The sequence below is a fragment of the Arthrobacter sp. P1_D12 genome (genome assembly GCF_056406175.1).
On record NZ_JBFUAR010000018.1, the window covers coordinates 169,895 to 186,455 of the forward strand.

11 protein-coding genes are annotated in these 16,561 nt (G+C 68.6%); 9 read left to right on the forward strand and 2 right to left on the reverse strand.

Going from position 1 to position 16,561, the window contains the following annotated elements; all coding sequences use genetic code 11:
* Positions 1-33: 33 nt before the first annotated feature.
* A complete protein-coding gene (locus AC1DZV_RS14885) occupies positions 34-1,152 on the forward strand; it encodes a GmrSD restriction endonuclease domain-containing protein (RefSeq protein WP_476954006.1) in 1,119 nt (372 codons plus the stop codon).
* A gap of 30 nt (positions 1,153-1,182) precedes the next feature.
* On the opposite strand, the gene AC1DZV_RS14890 is transcribed toward AC1DZV_RS14885, so the two are convergent.
* Positions 1,183-3,753: a trehalase-like domain-containing protein gene (locus tag AC1DZV_RS14890; protein ID WP_476954007.1), complete on the reverse strand. Its 2,571-nt coding sequence runs from the start codon at positions 3,751-3,753 to the stop codon at positions 1,183-1,185.
* A 202-nt stretch (positions 3,754-3,955) separates the two neighbouring features.
* Positions 3,956-5,281 carry a right-handed parallel beta-helix repeat-containing protein gene (locus AC1DZV_RS14895; RefSeq protein ID WP_476954008.1) on the reverse strand — a complete coding sequence of 442 codons (1,326 nt, stop codon included), beginning with the start codon at positions 5,279-5,281 and terminating at the stop codon, positions 3,956-3,958.
* Between the two features lie 239 nt (positions 5,282-5,520).
* On the opposite strand from AC1DZV_RS14895, the gene AC1DZV_RS14900 reads away from it, so the two are divergent.
* The 8 genes from AC1DZV_RS14900 to galK all read left to right on the forward strand — a co-directional run bounded on the left by AC1DZV_RS14900 (position 5,521) and on the right by galK (position 16,553).
* On the forward strand, positions 5,521-6,837 hold the full coding sequence (locus AC1DZV_RS14900) for an ABC transporter substrate-binding protein (RefSeq protein WP_476954009.1): 1,317 nt from the start codon (positions 5,521-5,523) through the stop codon (positions 6,835-6,837).
* Positions 6,838-6,977: 140 nt separating this feature from the next.
* Positions 6,978-7,823 carry a carbohydrate ABC transporter permease gene (locus tag AC1DZV_RS14905; RefSeq protein WP_476947906.1) on the forward strand — a complete coding sequence of 282 codons (846 nt, stop codon included), beginning with the start codon at positions 6,978-6,980 and terminating at the stop codon, positions 7,821-7,823.
* Positions 7,820-8,788, forward strand: coding sequence for a carbohydrate ABC transporter permease (locus tag AC1DZV_RS14910; RefSeq protein ID WP_476951933.1), 969 nt, complete (start codon positions 7,820-7,822; stop codon positions 8,786-8,788). The genes AC1DZV_RS14905 and AC1DZV_RS14910 overlap by 4 nt, the downstream gene beginning before the upstream one ends.
* Before the next feature lie 2 nt (positions 8,789-8,790).
* On the forward strand, positions 8,791-10,911 hold the full coding sequence (locus tag AC1DZV_RS14915; RefSeq protein WP_476951932.1) for a beta-galactosidase: 2,121 nt from the start codon (positions 8,791-8,793) through the stop codon (positions 10,909-10,911).
* Between the two features lie 9 nt (positions 10,912-10,920).
* Positions 10,921-11,739, forward strand: coding sequence for a DeoR/GlpR family DNA-binding transcription regulator (locus tag AC1DZV_RS14920; RefSeq protein ID WP_476951931.1), 819 nt, complete (start codon positions 10,921-10,923; stop codon positions 11,737-11,739).
* 119 nt (positions 11,740-11,858) lie between these two features.
* Positions 11,859-14,147 (forward strand): alpha-galactosidase, encoded by a 2,289-nt coding sequence (locus AC1DZV_RS14925; protein ID WP_476954019.1) that lies wholly within the window; start codon positions 11,859-11,861, stop codon positions 14,145-14,147.
* Position 14,148: 1 nt separating this feature from the next.
* Positions 14,149-15,330, forward strand: coding sequence for a galactose-1-phosphate uridylyltransferase (galT, locus tag AC1DZV_RS14930; RefSeq protein WP_476951930.1), 1,182 nt, complete (start codon positions 14,149-14,151; stop codon positions 15,328-15,330).
* Positions 15,327-16,553, forward strand: coding sequence for a galactokinase (gene galK / locus AC1DZV_RS14935; RefSeq protein ID WP_476954010.1), 1,227 nt, complete (start codon positions 15,327-15,329; stop codon positions 16,551-16,553). Before galT ends, galK begins: the two co-directional genes overlap by 4 nt.
* The last annotated feature ends 8 nt before the right edge of the window (positions 16,554-16,561 follow it).

The window sequence follows — 16,561 nt, forward strand, 5'->3', positions numbered from 1 at the left end:
ATACCCGGGGCGCCAGCATGAGGTGGGGGAAAATTGCTCAGCACGCGGTCAGGCAGCATCCAGTCCAGCGACATCCAGTCCAGCAGCGCCCAAGCAATGGATGCCCGCAGCCCGAGGATCGGTGCGGTCGACTGGATCGTGCGCGGGGTGGCGGGCCTGCTGCTGGTGGCGACGTCAGCGTGCTCCGGCCCGGGTGCTGTTCCCCCGGCCGCCGGAACCGGCGTCCTCGTCGTCACGGCCTCCCCCTCCACTGCGTCAGCCGGCACGGACAGCGCTCCGCTGGATCCGGACGCCACCCCCGGCGTCGAAGTTCCCGGCGTCGAAGTTCCCAGTGTCGAAGTTGCCGGCGCCGATGTTGCGGCCGCCGCGACCCGGCAGCCGGCCTCGGCGGGCAAGGCCCTCTCGGTGCTGGCCACGCTGCCCGTCAAGGGCCGCGCCACCAAGACGGGCTATTCCCGCGACCAGTTCGGCCCGGCCTGGTCCGACGTTGATCACAACGGCTGCGATACCCGCAATGACGTGCTCCGCCGCGACCTCACTTCAGTCGCGCTCCGGCCCGGGACGCGGGACTGCGTGGTGCTCTCCGGCGTCCTGGCCGACCCCTACACGGCCGCCGCCATCCACTTCCTGCGCGGCAATGCCACCAGCACCGCCGTCCAGATCGACCACGTCGTGGCCCTCAGTGACGCCTGGCAGAAGGGCGCGCAGCAGCTGAGCCCGGCACGGCGGCTGGCCTTCGCCAACGATCCCCTAAACCTGCTGGCGGTGGGCGGCCCGGCCAACCAGAGCAAGAGCGACGGCGACGCCGCCACCTGGCTGCCGCCGAACAAGTCCTACCGCTGCAACTACGTCGCCCGCCAGATTTCGGTGAAATCCAGCTATGGGCTCTGGGTCACCCAGGCCGAGCACGACGCCATGGCCCGGGTCCTAACGAACTGCCCGGACGCACTGGCCCCCGCCACCCAGCCGGCCGCCGCTCCAGCCCAAGCCGCGCCCGCTCCCGCGCGCGCTCCTGCGCCAGCACCTGCGGCCGGGGTGGCCTACGCTAACTGCGCCGCGGTCCGTGCGGCCGGCGCGGCGCCCATCCGCGTCGGCCAGCCGGGGTACAGCCGCATACTGGACCGGGACGGGGACGGCGTCGGCTGCGAGTAGCGGCGGGGGGCCGGCCCGCGGGCCGGGGGGTCAGTTCTTCTGGTGGGTTTCCGTGCCGGGGTCGTATTCCTCGGGCAGCAGCCCCGTGGGACCGAACAGGTTCACCAGCTGGTCAAAGAGGTCCCAGGCCTCCTCGATCCGGCCGACGGCGACATAGGCCTCGATCAGCCAGGTGGTGCAGATGTGGAAGCCGCCCTCCAGGCCCGGCAGGCCGTCGTCGTACCTGTAGCGGAAAACCGTGGGCCCCACCCGCAGTTCCCGCTCCACCGCCGTGACGGTGGCCAGGAACCGGAGGTCGTTGACGTCCAGCAGGCCGGAGAGACCGATGTGCAGCACGGCTGCGTCCAGGTCCGGACTGTCGTACGCCACGGTGTAGGAGGACGCCGACTCGTCCCAGCCCTCGCGCAGGACTTCCTCCCGGATCTTCGCCGCCGTGGGCTCCCAGGCCGGCAGCGGTTCCCGGCCATGCCGGACGGCTGTGCGCAGCGCCCGGTCGAGCGCCACCCAGCACATCACCTTCGTGTAGACATGGTGCCGCGGCGCCCGCCTGGCCTCCCAGATGCCATGGTCGGCCTCGTGCCAGCGGGCCAGGACGGCTGCGGCCATCTGGACCAGCAGGTCCCAGTGCCCGTCGGAGAGCATGCCCTGGCGGGCGCTGAGGGCGTTGATCAGCTCGGCGATCGGGCCGAACACGTCCAGCTGCACCTGGTGGTCGGCGGCGTTCCCGATCCGCACCGGGCGGGATCCCGCGTAGCCGGGCAGGCTCTCGATGATGGCCTCGGTGGACAGCGGCGCCCCGGTCACGGAGTAGAGCGGATGGAGCCACTCCGGACCCGGGGCGTGGGCCAGGATCCGGCCCAGCCACGCCAGGAATCCCTCGGCCTCGGCCGTGGAGCCCAGGTCCACGAGCGCGTTGACGGTCATGGACCCGTCCCGCAGCCAGCAGTACCGGTAGTCCCAGTTGCGGGTGCCGCCGATTCCCTCCGGCAGTGAGGTGGTGGGCGCGGCCAGCACAGCGCCGGTGGGTTCATGGACCAGCGCCCGGAGCACCAGCGCGGACCGGCGGACCAGCGACGGCTTCACGCCGGGCAGTTGCAGTTCGTGCACCCAGCGCCGGGAGTGATGGGCGACGGCGGCGCGACGCCGGGTCTCATCATCAGTCTCGTCCCCGGGCACCGCTGACTGCGGTTCCGTGTCGCCGCAGCGCAGGTTGAGGACGACCGGCCCGTCCCGCAAGTCGACGTCGCCGGTGGCGGTGCCGTGCCGGCCGTCCGAGGTGATGGAAAAGGTCACTCCGGGCGCCCGAAGTATGATGGGGTCCGCGGTTCCCACGACGTGCAGTTCCGTTCCGCGCGCCTCCATGCTGAACGGCGCATTCGCGTAGTCCGGCCGCGGAGCGAAGACGATTCTCGCGGTGCCGGTGCCGGACAGCACCCGGACCAGGCTGGTGATGCCGTCCGGGGCCGGCTCCAGGTAGTCCGTCACCGTGACGTCGGCCCAGCGGGTTTCGACGATCATGGTGCTGTCCACGTAGCGCTGACCCAGAACCTGCGAGGACTTCGCCGGTTCCACGGAGAAGTGCCCCGCCGCATCTCCGCCGAGCAGATGGGCGAACAGCGACCCGCTGTCCGGCAGCGGGTGGCTCATCCAGCAGATCTTCGCGTCCGGGGTGATCAGGGCGGTGGACGAGCCGTTGCCGATCATGGAGTGCCGCTCCAGCCCCACGGCGTCCTCGCCGAACAGCCACGCCCGGCGCAGTTCGAACAGGATCGCCAGGACGCGGGCGAACGACTCCGGGTCCCGGAGGATATGGGCCGCCACGGTGGGCCCCTCCCCCACGCGCAGCGCCATGTCCGGCCCGCGCAGCGTCGCCATGGCCAGCTCATCGCTGAAGGCGTCGCCGGCGTAAAGGGCGGCGCTCACGCCGAGTATGGAGCGCAGGTGCTCCAGCGCGGAGGCCTTGGACGGTTCCACCACGGAGAGATCCAGCACCGAGCCGTCCACAACAAAGTGCAACGCGTGCGCCCGGGCGATCTCCTCCGCCTTCGTGGTGGCCAGTGCGACGACGTCGGGGGCGGCAGGGCGGGTATGCACCGACACGGCGACCGGCTTGCGCTCAATGCTGATGCCCCGGTAGGCGCCGACGGATTCGGCGAGTGCCTGGCTGGCCTGCTGCAGTACCGATTCGGTGGCGAGGGACAGCCCGTGGGCGTAGCCCATGTCGAACTCCGCGCCGTGCGAGCCGACCAGGTGCACTTCCGCGGGGAGCCGTGAGACGGCGGCCAGATCCCGCAGCGACCGCCCGGAGATGACGGCCGCGTGGGTGTTCGGGAGGGCTGCCAGCGCCCTCAGCGCGATCGCCGCGCTGCCCAGCGGCAGGGTCTCGGTGGAAATGCCTTCTGCTGCGCACAGCGTGCCGCCGTAGTTGCAGGCCACGAGCAGCCCGGGAGTGCGGGCCAGGATCTTGAGCTCAGCCAGCAGTTGCGGCGTGAGCCCGTCGTCGGCCGCGTTGGTCTGCACGAAAGCGCGGAGCAGGCCCAGCGGGAGGGATTTGGTGAGAAGCGCAGAGTCGGCCAGGGCCTGGTTGAACGGTGTGGGCATCGGCGCGGTCCTTCGAGTAGTCCCCAATGCCTGCATGCGAATCGTCCCCGGGAGGACGCACTTCAAGTATCCTCCCGGGACGATTTCGCATGGGTGTCCCGGCAGTTGCAACTATGTAACATCCGCCGGGCCGCCCCGAATACCCTGGGACCCGCGATGGCACCAGTGCTGGTTCCTTGCTGCGCCGCCATGCCGTTGCGTATCAGCAGCCGGCTGGCCTGTATTCGTAGGTCCCCGCATCGGCCGCGCCGCCACCCTGGCAGTCGCCCTTCTGGTTGGCCGGCCGCCCGTCCAAATCCAGGGGGAAGGGGCTGACCCCGGCCCGGTCAATGGCCGGGCTCGCGCCGGAGAGGTGGAGATCGGCGGGTGCGTTGACAAAGCCGGCCGGCTCGGTGGTGGAGGTGGCATTGGGAATGATGTTCGTGGGGCCGTTGAGGACGTTTTCCTGCTCGGTCCAGCCGGCGCCGTCCATCCACAGCGCGTTGCGGGCGGCCACCAGGATGTTTCCCCTGACGACGGTGGAGGCCGGGCACGACGAGTGGCAGACCAGGGCCTGGGAGTCCGCGCCGTCCAGCCACACGGTGTTGTATTCGAACGTGGTGCCGTTGGTCGGGCCGAAGGAGGACGTCCTGCCGCGCGCGATCAGCCCCATGGCCTGGGAGCAGTTGGGGCCGCAGGTGGACCGGACCAGGTTGTAGCTGTACGTGTTGCCGTCGGCAGTTCCGCCCTTCCCGCGCCCCAGTTCGGAGAAGACGTTGTTATCCACGGCCACGTTGTGGTGGATCCTGTTCCGGTTGCCGTTGAAGATTTCGAACGCGCTGCCGTCGTGGCCAAAGTCGTAGGACACCGCGGTGGAGCCGGTGACGGTGTTGCCGGCGAACTCGTTGTCGCTGCCGTTGATCAGGAAGCCAAAGGCACCCGAGTCGTCATCGCACTTCAGGGACGTGGCGGTGCCGCACAGCTCCCCCGGCGTATTGACGTTCATGATGTTGTTGTCGGCAAGCGTGTTGTTGGCATAGGTGCCGAAGTCGGAGCCCTCGCTCACTTTGATGCCCGCGGCATTGTTCCTGGCGGCGGAGTTCCGCACGGAGGCGTGGTCGCCGTAGATGCTGAAGCCCGCATAGCCACACGACTCCGCCCGCAGGCCGTCAACGGCGATGTAGTCGCCGTCGAGCCTGACGCACGTTCCTGCCAGTCCGCCCGTAACGACGGGCGGATCGCCGCTTTCATAGGCATTCAGCGTGACCTTGAGCCGGCTGGTGCCGCTCTGGCCGACCACAAGGCCCCCGGAGAAGATGTCTCCGCGGCGAAAGCTGACCGAATCCCCGGGCCGAAGCGCAGTGGCATTGACCTTGTCGAGAGTCGCCCAGGCTGATTGCGGCGACGTCCCGTCGTTGGCGTCACTGCCGTCGGCGCTCACGTAATACGTGACGCCCTCGGACGACGCCGGCGCGGACGGGCCGCCGAGCAATCCTCCCAGGAACAGCAGGACGAGCAGCGTGGCGGCGGCTGTGGACTTGATCTTCATGGGTGCACCTGGGTTTTCGCCATGTATCCGCGGTTCCGGGCGCCACCGCCAGCCGGCGGACCACATCGGCACCCTGAGGGGCTTAACGCTAAGAGCGGCCCCGCCCTAAGTCAACGGACGAGTCCGGCCATGCGCGTCAAAATGTTCCTTTTTGCTACTTGACGTTCCTTATTGTGCGATTATGATAGCTAATGATGTGAGCTGCTTCACTCCACCCGCGTTATTTCAAAGGAGAAATTATGACCATGCATGAAGACGCACTGCTCCGGGCCTCCAGCCGAGGCGGGTGGGACCGGAGGACGCTGCTGAAGACCTTCGGCGCCGGAGCAGTCGCGATGGCCGGCATTCCCCTGCTCTCGGCCTGCACGGGCGGCAGCGCACCTGCCAGCGGCGGCGCCAAGACGGCCACGTTCGGTTCCGGGTCCTCCGACGAGGTCCCCAAGGCTGCCTACAAGGCGGTGACCGACGCTTTCCAGAAGAAGTCCGGCATCGCGGTCACCACCAACGTGGTGGCGCACAACGACTTCCAGAACAAGATCAACACCTACCTCCAGGGCAGCCCCGACGATTCGTTCACCTGGTTCGCCGGGTACCGCATGCAGTACTACGCCGGCAAGGGGCTGCTCGCCCCGATCGATGACGTCTGGGAAAAGGTCGGCGGAAACTACTCCGATGCCCTGAAAAAGGCCTCGACCGGCGCCGACGGCAAGATGTACCTGATCCCGAACTACAACTACCCCTGGGGCTTCTTCTACCGCAAGAGCCTCTGGACGGAAAAGGGGTACACCGTCCCCACGACGTTCGATGAGCTGAAGGCCCTCGCCACCAAGATGAAGGCCGACGGCCTGATCCCGATTGAATTCGCGGATAAGGACGGCTGGCCCGCCATGGGCACGTTCGACTACCTGAACATGCGCCTGAACGGCTACCAGTTCCACATGGACCTCACCGCGCACCGGGAAAGCTGGGACCAGAAGAAGGTCAGCGACGTCTTCGACACCTGGAGGGCCCTGCTCCCGTTCCAGAACCCGAACGCCCTGGGCATGACCTGGCAGGACTCGGCGAAGTCCCTCGCGGACAAGAAATCCGGCATGTACCTGCTCGGCTCCTTCCTCACCCAGCAATACACGGACAAGGCAATCGCCGACGACATCGACTTCTTCCCGTTCCCCGAGGTCGCGATGGAAGGCCAGGACGCCATCGAGGCACCCATCGACGGCCTGCTGCTCTCCAAGAAGGGCGGCCAGAACCAGGCCGCCCGGGACTTCCTGGCCTACGTCGGCACCCCGGAGGGACAGGATGTGTACGCCTCGGTCGACTCGTCCAACATCGCCACCGCCAAGGGCGCCGATACCTCCAAGTTCACTCCGCTGAACAAGAAGCTGGCCGAGGCCATCAGCGGCGCCAAGAACATCAGCCAGTTCTTCGACCGCGATGCCCTGCCCGCCATGGCCAACAACGTGATGATCCCGGCGCTTCAGTCGTTCATCAAGGACGGCAACRTCGATGTGAAGAACCTGGAAGCCCAGGCCAAGTCCCTGTACGCCGCCCAGTAGCGCCGTGCTGGCCGCGCGGGTGACGGCGCGGTCAGCTGAGTGTCTCTACCAACCCGTCGGCGCGGGGGCGCAAAGCAGCCGCAGCCCCCGCGCGGCGGGTTCGGCGGCTGTCCGGCCGCGACAAAGTGGTGCTCGGCTTGATGGTGGGCATCCCCACGCTGATCCAGCTCGTACTGGTCTGGATCCCCACCCTCATGTCGGTCGGACTGTCCTTCACCCGCTGGAACGGGCTGGAGCTGACCGACATCAAGCCCGCCGGCGTCGAGAACTACCAGTTCATCGCCCAGGATTACCCGCCGTTTTGGCCGGCCATGCAGCACAACGTGCTGTGGCTGGCGTTCCTGGCACTCGTCGCCACCCCGCTGGGGCTGCTCCTGGCCGTGCTCCTTGACCAGAACATCCGCGGCACGCGGATCTACCAGAGCATCTTCTTCGCCCCGGTAATGCTCTCCCTGGCCCTGATCGGGATCATCTGGCAGTTGTTCTACAACCGGGACAGCGGCCTCCTCAACTTCCTGCTTGGCACCGCCGGCACGCCCCAGGCCGTCGACTGGTTCGGGGATTCCAGCGTCAACATCTGGGCAGCCCTCTTCGCCGCCACCTGGCGGCACGCCGGCTACGTCATGATCCTGTACCTGGCCGGGCTCAAGGGCGTGGATCCGACCCTGCGCGAGGCGGCCCAGATCGACGGCGCCAACGCGGTCCAGACCTTCTTCCAGGTGGTCTTCCCGGCCATGCGCCCGGTGAACGTCATCATCATCGTCATCACCGTCATCGAATCCCTCCGGGCGTTCGACATCGTCTACGTGATCAACCGCGGCACCAACGGGCTGGAACTGATCAGCGCCCTGGTCATCCAGAACCTGGTGGGCGAAGGGCAGGTGATCGGCATCGGCTCGGCGCTGGCCGTCATCCTGCTCGTCATTTCGCTGATCCCCATCACGTTTTATCTCTCCCGCGCATTCGGAAAGGACAAAGAGGCATGAGCATCGCCCATCCAACCGATGCCGCCGCGGCCGGCAGCCCGGCAGACGCCCGGCAGCGCAGCTCCGGCCCAAGCGGGACCGGCCCCCGCCCCGGCCGCCCGGCCAACAACAAGCAGGGCAAGAAGCACTACGGCACCCACGTCTTCCTTATCGTCATGGCCGCGATCTGGCTCGTACCCCTGGCCTGGGCCATTTTCACTGCCCTGCGGCCCAAAGCTGACACTGACAAATACGGCTACTTCAGCACCGGCGGCGCCTTCAACTTCGACAACTTCGCCCAGGCCTGGACACAGGGCGGCTTTTCCCAGCTGTTCTGGAACTCCGTGCTCATCACGGTCCCCTCGGTGTTCCTGATCCTCTTCTTCGCCTCCATGATGGCGTTCGCCGTGAGCCGGGTGAGCTGGAAGTTCAACATCACCCTGCTGATCATGTTCACCGCCGGAAACCTGCTGCCGCCGCAGGTGCTCGCGGCGCCGCTCTTTGAAATGTTCAAGCACTTCGAGCTTCCCTACGCCGTCAGCGATTCCGGGAACCTGCTCAACACCTACATCAGCGTGATCGCCGTGGACACCGCCTTCCAGATCGGCTTCGTGACGTTCGTCCTCTCGAACTACATGAAGGCCCTGTCCCCCGAGCTGACCGAGGCGGCCCTGGTTGACGGTGCCGGCGTCTGGCGCCAGTACTGGGACATCATCCTGCCGCTGTGCCGCCCGGCCCTGGCCGCCATGGGCACGCTCGAGGTGATCTTCATTTACAACGACTTCTTCTGGCCCCTGCTCTTCATCCAAAGCGGCGACCGGCTTCCGGTCACCACAGCGATCAACAACCTCCAGGGCCAGTTCCTCTCCAACTACAACCTGATCGCCGCCGGCGCCATGATCACGGCCGTTCCGGCCCTGATCATCTACCTGCTCCTGCAGCGCCACTTCGTGGCGGGCCTGACCCTCGGCTCCAGCAAAGGATAAACGTGGACAACAGCTCCAACCACAACAACGCCATGGACTACATCACCGCCCGCCTCGGCTCCGAAGGCTCCCCGATGCTGGCATTCGGCGGAGACTACAACCCGGAGCAGTGGCCCGAGAAGACCTGGGACGAGGACGTCCGGCTGATGCGCGAGGCCGGCGTCAACCTGGTCAGCGTGGGCATCTTCAGCTGGTCCCTGCTTGAGCCGTCCGAGGGCGTCTACGAGTTCGGCTGGCTGGACCGGGTCCTGGACCTGCTGCACGCCAACGGCATCCGGGTGGACCTGGCGAACGCCACGGCGTCGCCGCCGCCCTGGTTCAGCCACAAGTATCCCGAGTCCCTGCCTGTGACGGCCGACGGCGTGCGGCACAGCTACGGTTCCCGGCAGGCCTTCGCGGCGTCGAGTGCCGAATACCGCCGGGCCGCCGCGGCCCTGACCGAGCAGATCGCCACCCGGTACAAGGACCACCCCGCCGTCGTGATGTGGCATGTCCACAACGAGTACGGCTGCCACAACCAGCCTGATTTCTCGGACGGTGCCGCCGCGGGTTTCCGGCGCTGGCTCGAACGCCGGTACGGCAGCCTGGAGGCCCTCAATGCCGCGTGGGGCACCGCCTTCTGGTCCCAGCGCTACTCGGCCTGGGAGCAGATCCTGCCGCCGCGCACCTCCGGGACCTGGGTGAACCCGACCCAGCAGCTGGACTTCGCCCGCTACTCCTCCGATGAGCTGCTCGAATGCTACAAGGCCGAGGCCGCCATCATCCGCACGCACTCGGGACATCCCGTGACCACCAACTTCATGGGTTTCAACATGGGCCTGCACCAGCCCGTGGACTACTGGCGCTGGTCCGAGGAGATGGATGTGGTCTCCAACGACCACTACCTGGTTGCCGAGGATCCGCGGAACTTCCAGGAACTGGCGGCAACCGCCGACCTCACCCGCGGCTGGGCCAAGGGCAAGCCGTGGCTGCTCATGGAGCATTCGACCTCTGCCGTGAACTGGCAGCCGCGCAACATCGCCAAAGCGCCCGGCGAGATGCTGCGCAACTCCCTGCAGCATGTTGCCCGCGGCGCCGACGGCGCGCTCTTCTTCCAGTGGCGGGCCTCGCGGGCCGGCGCCGAAAAGTTCCATTCCGGGCTGCTGCCGCACGCCGGCACGGACACCAAGGTTTGGCGCGAAGTGGTCCAGCTGGGCCAGGCGCTGCGCAGCCTGGCCGAAGTCAGCGGCTCGGCGGTCACAGGCGCGTCCGGCCGGGTGGACGTCGCGATCCTCCACGACACTGACGCCCGCTGGGCCTCGGAACTGGACTCGCACCCGAGCGTGGACGCCTCCAACATCGCCGAAACCCGGCGCTGGCACGATGCCTTCTACCGCGCCGGCATCCCCACCGACTTCCGCCAGAGTACCGATGACCTTTCCGGCTACCGGCTCGTCGTCGCGCCGATGCAGTACCTCGTGAGCGATGCCGGGGCCGCGAATCTGGACGCGTACGTGCGCTCCGGCGGCCACCTCGTGGTGACCTATTTCTCCGGTATCGTGGACGAAAATGACCACATCAGGCTTGGCAGCTACCCCGGCGCGTTCAGCGGACTGCTGGGCGTGAAGATGGAAGAGTTTTTCCCGCTGCGCGGCGGCGAAAGCATCCGGCTCAGCAGCTTCGGGGCGGGTACCTGCTGGAACGAATTGGGGCATGCCACCTCCGCCGAGGTCCTCGCGGCCGTGGAAGTGGGACCGGCTGCCGGTTCTCCCGCCGTGACCCGTAACCGTGCCGGAAGCGGTCGCTCCTACTATGTCGCCACGTCACTCGCGCCGGAGGGCCTGGGCGAACTGCTCGCCGTCGTCTGCGCCGATGCCAGGGTGCAGCCGCTCGTCCCGGATCTGCCGGCCGACGTCGAAGTGGTCCGGCGCAGCAAGGACGGGACCGACTGGACGTTCTGCATCAACCACGGGGCCCACGACGTCCGGCTGCCGCTGGAAGGCGTGGACCTGCTCACCGGCGCCGAACTCGACGGCGGACTCGGCCTCGCGGCCGGCGGTGTCGCCGTCGTCCGTTCGGCTGCCGCCCGATTGGTCGGCACCTCCGCCAGCCACTCAAGCCTGCCAAACCACTCAAACCTGTAAGGACTCCACATGCTAGCCGCAGCCCGCCATTCCGCCATCCTCGCGGAGGTCCAGCGTGAGCGGATCGTCCGTGTCGCGGACCTCGCCACAATGCTCGGCGTCTCGCTGATGACCGTGCGGCGGGACATCGAGGCCCTCGACGCGGCGGGCGCCGTGGAGAAGATCCACGGCGGGGCCAAGTTGCCCGGCGGCGCCGGCACCCACGAGCCAGGCTTCGAGCTGAAGGTGACCCAGTTCAAGGACGAGAAGATGGCGATAGCGCAGGAGGCGGCCGCACAGGTGCGCGAGGGCATGGCGGTCGGGCTCAGCGCCGGCACCACCACATGGGCGCTGGCCCAGCTGCTGTCCGCCGGCCCGCGGATCACGGTGGTCACCAACTCGGTGCGGATCGCGGACGTCTTCCACCAGAGCGCCTCCCCGTCCACCGTGATCCTGACCGGCGGCGAGCGCACACCCTCGGACGCCCTCGTCGGGCCGCTGGCCACTTCCTCGCTCAAACAGCTGCATCTGGACGTATTGTTCCTCGGCGTCCACGGTGTCGACGCCGACGCCGGCTTCACCACCCCCAATGTGCTCGAGGCCGAAACTGACCGGGCCTTCGTCACCGCGGCCCGGCGGGTGGTGGTGCTGGCGGACCACACCAAGTGGGGCACCCTCGGCATCAGCACGATCGCCGGCCTGGAGGACGCTGACGAACTCATCAGCGATGACCTTCTGGGCAGCGAGGCCCGGCGCATCCTCGGCGAGCGCGTCGGCCGGCTCCGCCTGGCCCATACCGGCGACGCCCGGAGCATCAGCGCAGCCAGCCCCACAGCTGCCACAGGCTGACCGCCCGGCCCCCGTCCACCCAAACCACTACGCCTGGAGCTGCCGTGAACAACCCGGACCTCACCCTTGCCGCCGAGACCCGCTCCCCTGTGGGCGTCCCGGACCTGTTGCCGCAGAATCTGGAGCCGTTGTACCTGCGCCGCTCCGGAACGTCCCTGCTGATCGACTTCAGCACGGGCGAGGCCGCCATGCTGCACTTCGGCGCCGACCTCGGCCCGGCCCTGCCGGATCTTTCGCTGCTGGGCCACGCCGTGCCGCACTCGGCCCTCGACGTCCCGGTCACGCTGGGACTGATCCCGCAGGCGTCCTCCGGCTGGCGCGGGCGCCCCGGCCTCCGCGGCCACCGGAACGGTCAGGCGTTCTCGGCCCGTCTGCGTGTTGTCAGTGTTGAACGGTCCGGTGCTGAGCTGTCCAGCGGCGGGCGGTCCCGCGGGGCGGACTGCTCGGCCGTCATCACCCAGGCCGACTCCGAGGCCGGTGTCAGCGTCCGTACGGAGATCAGGATCAACGACGGCGGCCTGCTCCAGCTCCGGCACCGGCTCGACAACGACGGCGCCGGCCTGTACAGCATCGACGAACTCGCCGCCGTGCTGCCCGTGGGCCGCGCCGCCACAGAAATCCTGGACCTGACCGGCCGCTGGTGCCGGGAGTCCCACCCCCAGCGCCTGCCGCTGCGCCAAGGCACATGGGTCCGCTCGGGCCGGCACGGCCGGACCGGCCACGACGCCTCGCTCCTGCTCGCGGCTGGCACCCCCGGATTCGGGAACCGCCACGGGCAGGTCTGGGCCGTGCATCTGGGCTGGAGCGGCAACCACGAGAGCTTCGTTGACGCCACCGCGGACGGCCGGACCGTCCTGGGCGCCTCGGAACTGCTCGGCGCTGGCGAGATCAGCGTGGCCGCGAACGCCAGCTACGAGACCCCGTGGCTGTACGCTGCCTACTCCGCCGCGGGCCTGGACGGCATCAGCGATGCCTTCTACAGCTGGTTCCGCGGGCGCCCTCACCACCCCGGCGTGCGGTCCGGCAAGGCCCGTCCCGTGGTGCTCAACGTCTGGGAAGCTGTCTACTTCGACCACCGCCTCGAGCCCCTGCTCGAACTCGCCGAAGCGGCCGCCGGGCTCGGCGTGGAACGCTTCGTCCTCGACGACGGCTGGTTCCGCGGCCGCCGCGACGATCACGCCGGCCTTGGCGACTGGTACGTCGACGAGGACCTGTGGCCGGCGGGCCTGACGCCGCTGATCGACGCAGTTACCGGCCACGGCATGGAATTCGGGCTCTGGGTCGAACCCGAAATGGTCAACCTGGACTCGGACCTGGCCCGCGCCCATCCGGACTGGATCGCCGGCCCGTCACCCCAGAGCGCCGGGGGGAACCAGTCCGCCGGGGGCAACCCGCCCGCCGGGGGCAACCCGGCCGGCCGGCTGACTGGCCGGCTGCCCATGCAATGGCGGCATCAGCAGGTCCTTGACCTGGTCAATCCGGCGGCCTGGCAATACATCTTCGACAGGCTCGATGCCCTGTTGAGCGAATACCGGATCAGTTACCTCAAATGGGACCAGAACCGGGACCTGGCCGAGATGGGCCACGCCGGCCGCCCGTCCGTGCACGCCCAGACTCAGGCCGTCTACCGGCTCCTGGACGAGCTCCGCAAGGCCCACCCCGGCGTCGAGATTGAAAGTTGCTCCTCCGGCGGCGCCCGCGTGGATCTCGGCATCCTGGAGCGCACCGACCGGATCTGGGCCTCGGACTGCAACGATGCCCTGGAACGGCAGACCATCCAGCGCTGGACCGGCGTGGTGGTGCCGCCGGAGCTCGTCGGATCGCACATTGGCCCCACCACGAGCCACACCACGGCGCGAACGCACGATCTCTCGTTCCGGGCGATCACCGCGATGTTCGGCCACTTCGGCCTCGAATGGGATGTCCGGCGCCTCGACGATGCCGAACGTACCGAGCTTGCCCGAGCCATCGCACTGTTCAAGCAGTACCGGCCCCTCCTGCACAGCGGGCGCATGGTGCGGGCCGACGAGCCCGATCCGGCCCTCCGGCTGCACGGCGTCGTGTCCCACGACGGCGGCGAGGCACTCTACGCCCTGGTCTCGGTGGCGACGTCGTTCGCCGAAGTCCCGGGGAAGGTTTGCCTGCCCGGGTTGCTCCCGGACACCGCGTACCGGGTGGAAGCGGTCTACCCGGCGGCCGAGGACCGGCGGGCGTTCCTGCAGGCGGCGCCACCGGCGTGGCTTGCAGGCGGCGTCGAGGCGTCGGGACGCTTCCTGGCCGAATCCGGGCTCCCAATGCCGGTCCTGAACCCGGAACACGGGCTGCTCCTGGCAGTCCGTCGTACCACCGCCGGCGCTCCGGCCGCCGATCCAGCCGCAAACAGCGCACACCCCGTGAGGAACCCCTAGCATGGGCCAGATTACGAAACGGTCCCACAAGCTCTCCGACGGCCGGGACATCATCTACTTCGATGATGCCGATACCGTCCTGCCCCCGTACCGGGGCAAGGATCTCCGCGCGCCGGCGGTCCGGCCGCCCACGGCCACCATGCGCCAGGACGTCCTGACCGGGGAGTGGATCTCGATCGCGGCCGCCCGGCAGAACCGGGTGGTCCTGCCGCCCTCGCACCTGGACCCGCTGGCCCCGGCGTCGAAGGATAATCCCTCGGAGATTCCGAGCCTCTACGACGTCGCCGTCTTCGAAAACAAGTCCCCCTCCTTCGGACCCGACCTGGCGGGGGCCGCCGCGCCGGAAGGCCTGGATGACCTCGCCCGGGTGGGGCTGGGGCGCAGCCGGCAGTCCGTGGGCCGGTGCGAAGTGGTGTGCTTCTCCCCGGAACACACCGGCTCCCTGGCGGGCCTGCCCCTGTCCCGGATGCGCACAGTGGTGGAAGCCTGGGCGGACCGGACGGCCGCGCTGTCCGCGCTGCCCGGCGTCGAACAGGTCTTTCCGTTCGAGAACCGCGGCGAAGCGATCGGCGTGACGCTGCACCACCCGCACGGACAGATCTACGCCTACCCGTACATCACGCCGCGCACGGCCCAGTTGGTCCGCACGATCGAAAGTTACGGCGGCTCGCTGTTCGAGGACATCCTCAGCTTCGAGCAGAAATCCGAGCGGGTGCTGCTCCAGGGCGAGCACTGGACGGCGTTTGTCCCGTTTGCCGCGCGCTGGCCGCTGGAAGTGCATATCCTCCCGCACCGGCATGTCCCGGATCTCGCCGCCACGACCGACGAGGAACGCGATGAGTTCTCCCTGCTGTACCGCCAGCTCCTGCGTGGCGTCGATGCCCTCTACGACAGCCCCACGCCGTACATTTCGGCGTGGCACCAGGCTCCCGTCCACGCCCACCGGGACGACATCCGGCTCATGCTGCAACTGACCTCGCCCCGCCGGGAGGAGGACAAGCTCAAGTACCTGGCAGGGTCGGAAGCCGCGATGGGGGCATTCATCGCGGACATCCCGCCGGAAACGGCCGCCGCCCGGCTCCGCGACGCCATGGAGGAAGCTTCGCCGCCACCGCGTACAGCAGGGATCGAGCCATTCCGCACAGAACTCCCGGCAACAGAACAGGAGGCAGCCCAGCCATGAACGAGGTCCTTGAACGGGAAAGTGGGTACTTTTCCAGTGCGTTTGGGGGCGCGCCGGACGGCTTGTGGTCGGCGCCCGGGCGGGTCAACCTGATCGGTGAGCACACGGATTACAACGAAGGCTTCGCGTTTCCGATCGCGATCGACAAGCGCACCACGGTGGCGGCCCGCGTCCGCGCAGACCGTCTGCTCCGGGTCACCAGCAGCTCTTTCCCCGGCGTCATAGAGGTAAGCCTCGACCGCCTGGACCCGGATAGCCTCACCGGCTGGGCCGCGTACCCCCTCGGCGTGGCGTGGGCGATGTCCCGGGCGGCATCCGGCGGCGCCGGTTCCGGCGTCCCGTCCGGTTCCGCAGCCGGTTCCGGCGTCCCGTCCGGTTCCGGCGTCCCGTCCCGGATGTCCGGCCTGGACCTGGCGCTGACCTCCGATGTCCCGGCCGGCGCCGGGCTGTCCTCCTCCGCCGCAGTCGAATGCGCGGTGGCCCTGGCCCTGAACGATCTCTGGGGCTTGGGGCTGGGCAGGCCCGAACTGGCACGGATCGGCCAGCTGGCCGAGAACCGGGTGGTCGGCGCGCCCACCGGCATCATGGACCAGTCGGCCTCGCTCCTGGGTGAGCCCGATCATGGCATCCTGCTCGACTGCCAGAACCTGTCGACCGAGGCGGTTGCCCTCGGCTTCGCCGGTGCCGGGGTGGGGCTGCTCGTGGTCGACACCCGCACCAGCCATTCCCATGCCGACGGCGGCTACGCCAGCCGCCGCCGTTCCTGTGAGGACGGTGCCCGCCGCCTGGGCGTCGGCAGCCTGCGGGCGCTGGGCCCGGCCGATCTTCCCCGCGCCGCGGCACAGCTCGACGGCCAGACCTACCGCCGGGTCCGCCACATCATCACGGAAAACCAGCGGGTGCTCGACACCGTGACGGCACTGCGGACCTCCGGCCCCGCCGCGATCGGGCCTTTCCTCAACGAATCGCACGAGTCCATGCGCGACGACTTCGAGATTTCCACGCCTGAGCTCGACCTCGCCGTGGCCAGCGCGCAGGGATTGGGCGCCATCGGCGCGCGCATGACCGGCGGCGGTTTCGGTGGCGCAGCCATTGCTCTGGTCCGCAACGACGGCGCCGCTACGGTGGCCGCGGGAGTTACCCGCGACTTCGCCCGGGCCGGATACGCCGCCCCGCACATCTTCACCGTCACCGCGTCCGAGGGCGCCCGCCGGGAACTCTAGCCCAGAAG

Bases quoted from the DNA above. Each gene is read 5' to 3' on its own strand.
- AC1DZV_RS14910 (WP_476951933.1), top strand. From the start codon at position 7,820: ATGAGCATCGCCCATCCAACCGATGCCGCCGCGGCCGGCAGCCCGGCA.
- AC1DZV_RS14895 (WP_476954008.1), bottom strand. From the start codon at position 5,281: ATGAAGATCAAGTCCACAGCCGCCGCCACGCTGCTCGTCCTGCTGTTC.
- galT (WP_476951930.1), top strand. From the start codon at position 14,149: ATGGGCCAGATTACGAAACGGTCCCACAAGCTCTCCGACGGCCGGGAC.
- AC1DZV_RS14890 (WP_476954007.1), bottom strand. From the start codon at position 3,753: ATGCCCACACCGTTCAACCAGGCCCTGGCCGACTCTGCGCTTCTCACC.
- AC1DZV_RS14905 (WP_476947906.1), top strand. From the start codon at position 6,978: ATGGTGGGCATCCCCACGCTGATCCAGCTCGTACTGGTCTGGATCCCC.
- galK (WP_476954010.1), top strand. From the start codon at position 15,327: ATGAACGAGGTCCTTGAACGGGAAAGTGGGTACTTTTCCAGTGCGTTT.
- AC1DZV_RS14920 (WP_476951931.1), top strand. From the start codon at position 10,921: ATGCTAGCCGCAGCCCGCCATTCCGCCATCCTCGCGGAGGTCCAGCGT.